Below are 7,501 nucleotides of genomic sequence, written 5' to 3'. Positions count from 1 at the left end.
TGCCCGATCCGCTCGGCGCGAGCACCTTCGGGCTGGGGGTGGTGGTCGCGGACGCACTCGACAGGGGGGCCGTCGAGATCGTGATCGGCCTTGGCGGCAGCGCGTCCAGTGACGGCGGGGCCGGAATGCTGCGGGCGCTCGGCGTGCGGGTGCTGGACGGGCAGGGCGACGAAGTGCCGCGCGGTGGCGCGGCGCTGGCCGATGCCGTCGCGCTGGATCGCTCGGGAATCCATCCGGGGGTCGACGCGGCGCGGTTCGTCCTGGCCTGCGATGTGGACAACCCGTTGCTCGGGCCGCGCGGTGCGGTCGCGGTCTACGCCCCGCAGAAGGGGGCAGACACCGCACAGCTGGCGATATTGGAAGCGGCACTGTCGAATTGGGCCATCGTCGCGGGTGTCGAGTTCGCCGAGCGGCCGGGCGCGGGTGCGGCGGGCGGCACCGGGTTCGGCGCGATGGCGCTGCTCGGCGCAGAGGTGCGCAGCGGTATCGCGGTGATACTCGAACTGCTCGATTTCGCCGCCCTGCTCGACGGCGCCGACCTCGTCGTCACGGGCGAGGGTTCCCTCGACGATCAGAGCCTGCACGGCAAGGCGCCGATCGGTGTGTGCGAGGCGGCCCGCGCGGCCGGCGTGCCCGTCGTCGCGGCCGTCGGCCGTAATCTCCTGGCCCCGGACCGAATTCGCTCGGCCGGTTTCACCGCCTGCTACGCCCTCACGGATCTGGAATCCGATCCGCGGCGGTGCATGGCGCAGGCGCGGTCGCTGCTGGAGGACGTCGGCGCGACGATCGCCCGCGAGCACCTGGGGGCCTGAACGCCCGCTTCACGGCGGAGAGTCGACACCATCACTCGCCCCGCGCCGCGCGGAAGCGTCGCGCTCAGCCCGACGAGGCCAGATTGTCGAGCAGTCGGCTGCGGTGCCTGTCACCCCATTGTTCGAGCGGACGCAGCGCGAGGCGCAATTCCTCGCCGAGTGGGGTGAGCGAATATTCGACCCGCGGCGGTATCTCCGCGAACACCTCGCGGTGCACGACACCGCCCGCCTCCAATTGGCGCAGATTCTCCGCGAGCACCTTCTCGCTCACGCCGGTCAGGAGTTTGCGCAGCCTGCCGAAACGTTGCGGTCCGGCTTCGAGCGCCCACATCAGGTGCAGCTTCCATTTCCCTCCGACGACGTCGATCGCCACCGACATACCGCAGACCTCGTGATCTGTCTCACTACTCATGCGGGGCGCACCCTTTCCGACGGTATTTCGAACCTCACGGTAAGCAACCCGACCCCGACGTGCGGTCTTCCCGCCTCCGGCCGTGCGGACGACGATGAATTCGGCGCCGATCAGTTTCCGAATCGAGAATCGAAGGCACACAACATGTTCGAGCAGAGTATCCCCCGATCCGTCTCCGTGCTCGGCCTCGGCCCGATGGGGCAGGCCATGGTGCGGGCCTTCCTCGCCGCCGGTGTCGAGGTGACGGTGTGGAATCGCAGCGGGGCCAAAGCCGCCGCGATGGCCGAACTCGGCGCGAAGCGGGCCGACACCGTCTCCGACGCGCTCGCGGCCAACGAGGTGATCGTCGTGAGCCTGACCCACTACGCCGCGATGTACGAGGTCCTCGGCCGAGGGGTCGAGCGGTTGCCGGGCAAGGTGATCGTCAACCTCTCCTCCGATTCACCGCGTCGGGCCCGCGCGGGCGCGGCCTGGGTGCGTGAGCGCGGCGCCGAATTCCTTTCCGGCGGAGTGATGTCGGCGGGTGACGATATCGCGCACCCGGCCTCCTACATCTTCTACAGCGGACCGAGGGAGGTCTTCGACGCGCATTCGGCACTGTTGCGGCCACTGAGCCCTCAGGAATACCTCGGCGTCGACGACGGCCTGGCGCAGATCTTCTACCAGGGACTGCTCACCATCTTCCATCCGTGGCTGCTCGCCTTCGATCAGGCGACCGCGATGATCGAGCGTTCCGGTCACGACATCGCCCGGTTTCTGCCCTTCGCCATCCGGTCCAGCGCGGCCTTTCCCCATTTCATGACCGAGTTCTCGGCGGCGAACGCGGCGGGCGGATGGGCCGATATCGCCGGATTGCGAATGATGGACGCGGGCGCGGAGCACATCATCGACGCGAGTGCGGACGTCGGCGTGGACGCGACGTTCTCCCGGACCGCGCGGACCTTCTGGCGCGCGGCGATCGTCGCGAGCGAAGGAGCGGGCCGCGCGGTGTCGACCTACGAGCTCATGCGCGGTGCGGCGGAACCGGTTTCGTGACCGGCGGGCCTACAGCAGGCGAATTCCCTCGAAAAGAGAGCACTGCTCTTGACAGTGGCGGGCGAAAAGTGGAACATTGATCTCAACAGAGAGCAGTGCTCACAACAAGGAGTCGAGATGAACGCCAGCACCCGCTACATCGCCCCCGCCGGATTCGAGTCCGTGATGAATCGCTTCTTCAACCTGCTGCCCAAACTCGGCATCAGCGTGATGGGGTCGCGGTTGCTCGCGGTGAAGGGGCGCAAGAGCGGTGAATGGCGCACGACGATGGTCAATCTGATGATCGACGACGACGGCGCCCGCTACCTGGTCGCCCCGCGCGGCCATACCCAGTGGGTGCGCAATCTGCGGGTGGCGGGCGGCGGCGAACTGCGCCTGGGCCGCAAGGTCGAGAACTTCACGGCCACCGAGGTCGCCGATGCCGACAAGGTTCCGCTGCTGCGTCTCTACCTGCGCAAATGGGGTTGGGAAGTCGGCAAATTCTTCGAAGGGGTCACCAAGGACGCCACCGACGAGCAGTTGGCCGAGATCGCACCGGGGTTCCCGGTCTTCCGGATCGCGTGAGACGTCACGACGTGCGCGTCGCCAGGAATTCCACGGCCGCCGCGTACCCCGCGACGCCCATCCCGGCGATCACCGCCGTCGCGATCCCGGAGATATAGGAGTGGTGCCGGAATTCCTCCCTGGCGTGCACATTGCTGATGTGCACCTCCACGATCGGCACCTCGGGGATGACCAGCGCGTCACGCAGCGCCACCGACGTGTGGGTCAACCCGCCGGGATTGATGACGATCCCCGATTCGGCCCCGCGTGCCCGATGAACGCGATCGATCAGCGCGCCTTCGGAATTCGACTGGAACGCGACGATCTCCCGGCCGAACCGGGCCGCGGTCACCCGGCACAATTCGACCACGTCGTCGAGGGTTTCCGAACCGTATACCTCCGGCTGACGGATGCCGAGCGTGTTCAGGTTCGGGCCATTGAGGATCAGGATCGGGGCGGCCATGGGAGAGACTTTAGTGGCGTTCCGGCCTGATCGGACAAACTCTCACGAGTGATCGAGGATCCCGCGCGTGGAGTCCGGGATCGTCCGTTCAGGCCGGATTCCCTAGAGCCCCTTCGGTCCTTCCGACCGCAGATCGTCCACCTTGCTCATGGCGGTGCGCAGTTCCTCCAGCCACGCCTCCGCGTGCTTGCCCGCGAGTTTGACCGTCCAGGCCAACGCGTCGGAGCGGGAGCGGGCGACCCCGGAATCGACCAGGGTGTCGAGAACCTTGCGCTCGGGTTGACGCAGCCGAGTCATGACGGGCACCGCCTGGTGCGTGAACATGATCCGCTCGCCGTCGACCGTCACACCCCAGGCGACGCTGCGCCCGTACCGGTGCTGGGCCTCGCCCGCGATCTGCATGCGCGCCGGGCGGGTGGATTCGCGGAAACGCGAGATCACCCCTTCCTTGGTGGCGCGGGGCAATTCGTCGGTGGGGGCTTCCTCGTCGCTGTCGGTGGGGCCGGCCGGTCGCTCGGGCTTCGGCAGCGGCAGTTCGCCGATGACGACGATCTCGTCACGGTCGATCTCGATCACCGGCGCTCCGACGAACCACTCGCTCGGCAATCTTCCGGCGAACCAGTCGGGCACATCGGCGGGGTCGGGCAGATCCGCCTGCTGCCAGCCGCCGGGCCTGCCGAAATTCCGTCCCCGGTGGTCATGTCTCATGGGGAGTCACCTTCTTCTCTGTTCCGCGCTTCGTGCAGAGTTTGCGCTGACGGCGGAGTGTTGATTACAAGATTACGTCGCAAAACCCCGGGGTGGTTCCGCTCTGCGTGAAACCGCTCTGATTGGGGTAATCCACTATGGAAGGCGCCGATGACGGCGGTGGATGCGAGACGGGGGAGGTCCGAAATGGCGACGTTCACGGTAATTCCCCAAACGTGCCTTCCGCCCGGTACGGTAGCGGCGCCGGTTATCGCCTTGTGACTGGACAGCGTTCATGATCCGCCTTCTCGGTGACGGGATTTCGGGCACAATCGATACCGCTGAGCATGGGTAACGGCCCGGCTACAGGGCGCCAACGAGCAGGTAATTTCAGGTACGGTGGTCTTGTTACTGGAGTGACAAGAGTGAAGAGTGGGCGATATGGATGGTCGGGGATCCCGCCGCTTCAGCGTCCGGGGCGCATTGGCACTCGCGGGGGTAGCGGCTGTAGCGATCGCACTGGGTTCGTGTGGATTCCAGGCGGAACCCAATGAGGCGGAAGGCATCGTCGAGCGGTTCACCGAACTGCTCGACAAACAGGATTACAAAGAGGCCGCGGAGCTGACTTCCTACCCCAGCGGAGCTCAGGCAACCCTCAAGCAAATGTTCGAGGGTTTGCAGCCGGGGAAGGCTGACTACCAGAAGACCCAATTCATCGGCTTGGATTCGCAATCGGCGATCTTCAGCATGGACGTCGACTGGAATTTCGGTGAGAACAAGACCTGGGATTACAGCATCCAGGGCACCGTCCGCAAACTCGCGATCGGCTGGCGCATCTCCTGGGAGCCCGGCATCGTCATGCCGCAGCTGTCGAACAACCGCACGGCCAAACTGGTCCGCACCCTGCCCGCCCCCGCGCCACGGGTCGTCGACATCACCGGCGCCCCGCTCATGCACGAGCAGGTCATCAATGTCATCAAGATCGATCCGACCAGGACGTCGGATCCGGTCGCCTCCACCGACGCGCTGGCCAAGGCCATCGAGCCGGTCGCGCCGCTGATCACCGGCCCTTCGCTGATGCAGCAACTGGCGACATCGCAGGGTAAGCCGGTGATCGCGGTCAACCTGCGCGAAGGCGATTTCGGGATCCTCGAGCCCGCGATGGCGCCCATCCCCGGTGTGGTGATGGAAAAGCAGCCGCGCCTGATCTCCTCGGATCGCCGGGTCTGGTCCCCGCAGCTGGACGCGTTGCGCAAGGTCTGGCAGGACAGCCAGGAACAGCATTCCGGTTGGGGTGTGCAGATCTACGAGGCCGACGGCAAATTCGTCGGACAGGTCGCCGGATATCAGGGGCCGCCGGGAGCCGATATCGCCGGTGCGATGGATCAACGGCTGCAACGCGCGGCCGAGGACGCGGTGGTCAGTGTCGGCACCCCGGCCTCGATCGTCGCGATCCAGCCGTCCAGCGGCGCGGTCGTGGCCGTCGCCCAGAACAGCCAGGCCAGCGCGCACGGTTCGGTGGCCTTCACCGGGCTGTACCCGGTCGGGCGCAATATCGAACTGTTCCGCAATATCGCCGCGGTCACCGAAGGTAAACAGCCGCAGGACATCTCGGTGCAGGAAGCGGCCGAAGCCGCGAGCAGACTCGGTGTCGGCGTCGATTTCCGGGTGCCCGGCCTCGACGAGGTCACCGGACGTCTCGCGATCGCCGGACGCAGCGCCGAACAGGTCCGTCAGGGTGGCGGTTCGGACGCGGTGCTGGCCAGCCCGTTCGGTATGGCCATCGCGGCGGCCGCGATCGCGCGCGGCGAGGTTCCGGCCCCGGCGATCGAGGTCGGTCGCCCCGGCGGCACCGACGCGAAACTCGAACCGCTGCCGGGCGATGTCGCCGACCGCCTGCGCACCATGCTGCGCGACGGCGCGGGCAGCCCGGAGTTCGCGGGCCTGCGTTCCTACCGCGACATCACCGGTTTCGCCGCGACGGCGGGCGCGGACGGCTGGCTGCTCGCCACGATGGGCGACCTCGCCTTCGCCATCCACATCAACGATATCGACAGCGGCGACGCCGCCACCCGAATGGCCGCCCGCATGCTCCAATCCCTGGCCAGCCCCGAACCCTGATCCAGGAGTGTCGCTGACCGCGACGGGCGGTGCACGCCGTAGCGCGCGGTCACGTCACCAAGTCACGTCGGGCAATTCGATGTCGATCGGGAACGGGCGGTCGACCTTCACTCGATTGCGGAAGATCCCGGTCGGCGCGTAGCCGCCTTCGGGGAGTAGCCGGGGCAGATCACGAGCTGTGAACCCGTCCTCCGGGGGCGTCGGTATCAGCACCATGTGGCCTTTGATGGGCTCTTCACGACGCTGAGCGGCGGTCATATCAGGAGGCTACCTGTCGGTGGCTTCCGCTGCTTTCGCCAGATTCGGTTCAGTGGCCGAGGAGTTTGCGCCAGTGGGCGCGTAGGGGGTGTTTGGCGGTGACCGAGCCGAATCGGATGCTGCCCTGGACGACGAGGTGGAGTGGGCCGAGTGGGGGGCCGGTGCGGACCTTGTTGTTGACGCTGGAACCGATGAGGTCGACGCCGTCGAGGTCGACGGTGGCCTCGGCGGGGACGAGGAGATTGAGCGAACTGCAATAGTCGTCGACGTGCAGTTCGACCACCTGGGTCGACATGATCGCCTCGGTGAAATCCAGGGTGACGCCGGAAAGCCAGCTGTTCAGCACCAGTGTCGGCGGTACCTGCCACGGGCCGCGGCGGTTGACGCCCGACATGCGCGATCGGATGACATTGCCCGGCGCGGCGACCGGTGGGCGTCGGTAGGGCGGCATCGGGCGCGGCCGCTGGAACGGGGGCGCGGCGTTGACGAAATGCGTCTGCGGTGCGGCGGGCCTGCCGACGAATTGGACGCCGGGCAGGTCTATCAGCACCGAGTTGAGTTCACCTCGGGTCTTGGCGGCCAGGGCGGTGTCCATCCGCTCGGTGAACTCACCGAGCGAGAGCATCCCCAGGCCGACCGCGCGCTGCAACAACTGACCGACATGCTCGCGCTCGGCGTCGGATACGCGCAGTTCACGATCGCCCACAGCGCCGCCGCCATTCGATACCGATTCGGGGCCGCCCATGGAATCGAGGTTACCGACGATCGCGGGTGCGCGGCATCAGGGCAATCCCGGATTCTCGGAATCCGGGGCGGGGAGCGCCGATCGGCATTCCACGACGGTCGCGACCCGCGTCTTCGACCGATCGAAGAGCTGTTTCTCGTCCTCGAGAATCTCGGGCAGCGGCTGATTCCGCGCGACGCCCGCGGCGACGGCCTCCGCGGTCGCCCGGTCGGCGACCCACAGTTCGGTGATGACGTCGAACGGCAGTTCCTCGTCGCCGACCGGGTCGAGATAGTCGCGGACGTATCCGAGTAGTCCGCGCGAATACTTCTCGCCGAATTTCGAGTGGACGTTCTCGTAGTAGTCGCGGAAGTCCGCCACCGACATTCCCGGTCGACGTTTGAGGAAGAGCAGAACCTTGTGGACCTGCGAATCGGTCATCGAGA

The 7,501-nt window shown here is 66.8% G+C and carries 10 protein-coding genes; 4 read left to right on the top strand and 6 right to left on the bottom strand.

The window, feature by feature from the left end; genetic code table 11:
• A partial coding sequence (locus tag JZ792_RS24755; RefSeq protein ID WP_216913880.1) for a glycerate kinase family protein occupies positions 1 to 812 on the top strand: 812 nt, incomplete at its 5' end.
• 64 nt (positions 813 to 876) lie between these two features.
• Here JZ792_RS24755 and JZ792_RS24750 read toward each other — a convergent pair.
• Entirely contained in the window at positions 877 to 1,224 is a 348-nt protein-coding gene (locus JZ792_RS24750) for a winged helix-turn-helix transcriptional regulator (protein ID WP_216913878.1), read from the bottom strand.
• A gap of 144 nt (positions 1,225 to 1,368) precedes the next feature.
• On the opposite strand from JZ792_RS24750, the gene JZ792_RS24745 reads away from it, so the two are divergent.
• Positions 1,369 to 2,259 (top strand): NAD(P)-dependent oxidoreductase, encoded by an 891-nt coding sequence (locus JZ792_RS24745; protein ID WP_216913876.1) that lies wholly within the window; start codon positions 1,369 to 1,371, stop codon positions 2,257 to 2,259.
• Positions 2,260 to 2,376: 117 nt separating this feature from the next.
• Positions 2,377 to 2,823: a nitroreductase family deazaflavin-dependent oxidoreductase gene (locus JZ792_RS24740; protein ID WP_216913874.1), complete on the top strand. Its 447-nt coding sequence runs from the start codon at positions 2,377 to 2,379 to the stop codon at positions 2,821 to 2,823.
• Between the two features lie 4 nt (positions 2,824 to 2,827).
• Here the strand turns inward: JZ792_RS24740 and aroQ are convergent, their stop codons facing one another.
• Both aroQ and abmR read right to left on the bottom strand, forming a co-directional pair.
• Entirely contained in the window at positions 2,828 to 3,265 is a 438-nt protein-coding gene (gene aroQ, locus JZ792_RS24735; RefSeq protein ID WP_216913872.1) for a type II 3-dehydroquinate dehydratase, read from the bottom strand.
• 102 nt (positions 3,266 to 3,367) lie between these two features.
• The gene (gene abmR / locus JZ792_RS24730) at positions 3,368 to 3,973 is read right to left on the bottom strand and encodes an ATP-binding transcription factor AbmR (RefSeq protein ID WP_216913870.1); all 606 of its coding nucleotides are present in this window, start codon (positions 3,971 to 3,973) and stop codon (positions 3,368 to 3,370) included.
• A 420-nt stretch (positions 3,974 to 4,393) separates the two neighbouring features.
• Here abmR and JZ792_RS24725 point away from each other — a divergent pair, with 420 nt between their 5' ends.
• Positions 4,394 to 6,073 carry an NTF2-like N-terminal transpeptidase domain-containing protein gene (locus JZ792_RS24725; RefSeq protein ID WP_216913868.1) on the top strand — a complete coding sequence of 560 codons (1,680 nt, stop codon included), beginning with the start codon at positions 4,394 to 4,396 and terminating at the stop codon, positions 6,071 to 6,073.
• A 54-nt stretch (positions 6,074 to 6,127) separates the two neighbouring features.
• On the opposite strand, the gene JZ792_RS24720 is transcribed toward JZ792_RS24725, so the two are convergent.
• From JZ792_RS24720 to JZ792_RS24710, 3 genes are all read right to left on the bottom strand, one after another.
• Positions 6,128 to 6,331, bottom strand: a complete 204-nt coding sequence (locus JZ792_RS24720; protein WP_216913866.1) for a hypothetical protein — start codon at positions 6,329 to 6,331, stop codon at positions 6,128 to 6,130.
• 49 nt (positions 6,332 to 6,380) lie between these two features.
• On the bottom strand, positions 6,381 to 7,037 hold the full coding sequence (locus JZ792_RS24715; RefSeq protein WP_216913896.1) for a DUF1707 SHOCT-like domain-containing protein: 657 nt from the start codon (positions 7,035 to 7,037) through the stop codon (positions 6,381 to 6,383).
• Positions 7,038 to 7,112: 75 nt separating this feature from the next.
• Positions 7,113 to 7,496 carry an EthD domain-containing protein gene (locus JZ792_RS24710; protein WP_216913864.1) on the bottom strand — a complete coding sequence of 128 codons (384 nt, stop codon included), beginning with the start codon at positions 7,494 to 7,496 and terminating at the stop codon, positions 7,113 to 7,115.
• Positions 7,497 to 7,501 lie beyond the last annotated feature (5 nt).

Origin of the sequence: Nocardia noduli, from assembly GCF_019038455.1 — a bacterium.
Taxonomy (GTDB): Bacteria; Actinomycetota; Actinomycetes; order Mycobacteriales; family Mycobacteriaceae; genus Nocardia; species Nocardia noduli.
Note: the sequence above shows the minus strand (reverse complement) of the source record. Positions and strands in the feature narration are given on the sequence as shown.

What these genes read in the sequence shown, in the direction of transcription:
- JZ792_RS24750 (WP_216913878.1), bottom strand. Translation starts at nt 1,224, where the DNA reads ATGAGTAGTGAGACAGATCACGAGGTCTGCGGTATGTCGGTGGCGATC.
- JZ792_RS24745 (WP_216913876.1), top strand. Translation starts at nt 1,369, where the DNA reads ATGTTCGAGCAGAGTATCCCCCGATCCGTCTCCGTGCTCGGCCTCGGC.
- JZ792_RS24740 (WP_216913874.1), top strand. Translation starts at nt 2,377, where the DNA reads ATGAACGCCAGCACCCGCTACATCGCCCCCGCCGGATTCGAGTCCGTG.
- aroQ (WP_216913872.1), bottom strand. Translation starts at nt 3,265, where the DNA reads ATGGCCGCCCCGATCCTGATCCTCAATGGCCCGAACCTGAACACGCTC.
- abmR (WP_216913870.1), bottom strand. Translation starts at nt 3,973, where the DNA reads ATGAGACATGACCACCGGGGACGGAATTTCGGCAGGCCCGGCGGCTGG.
- JZ792_RS24725 (WP_216913868.1), top strand. Translation starts at nt 4,394, where the DNA reads ATGGATGGTCGGGGATCCCGCCGCTTCAGCGTCCGGGGCGCATTGGCA.
- JZ792_RS24720 (WP_216913866.1), bottom strand. Translation starts at nt 6,331, where the DNA reads ATGACCGCCGCTCAGCGTCGTGAAGAGCCCATCAAAGGCCACATGGTG.
- JZ792_RS24710 (WP_216913864.1), bottom strand. Translation starts at nt 7,496, where the DNA reads ATGACCGATTCGCAGGTCCACAAGGTTCTGCTCTTCCTCAAACGTCGA.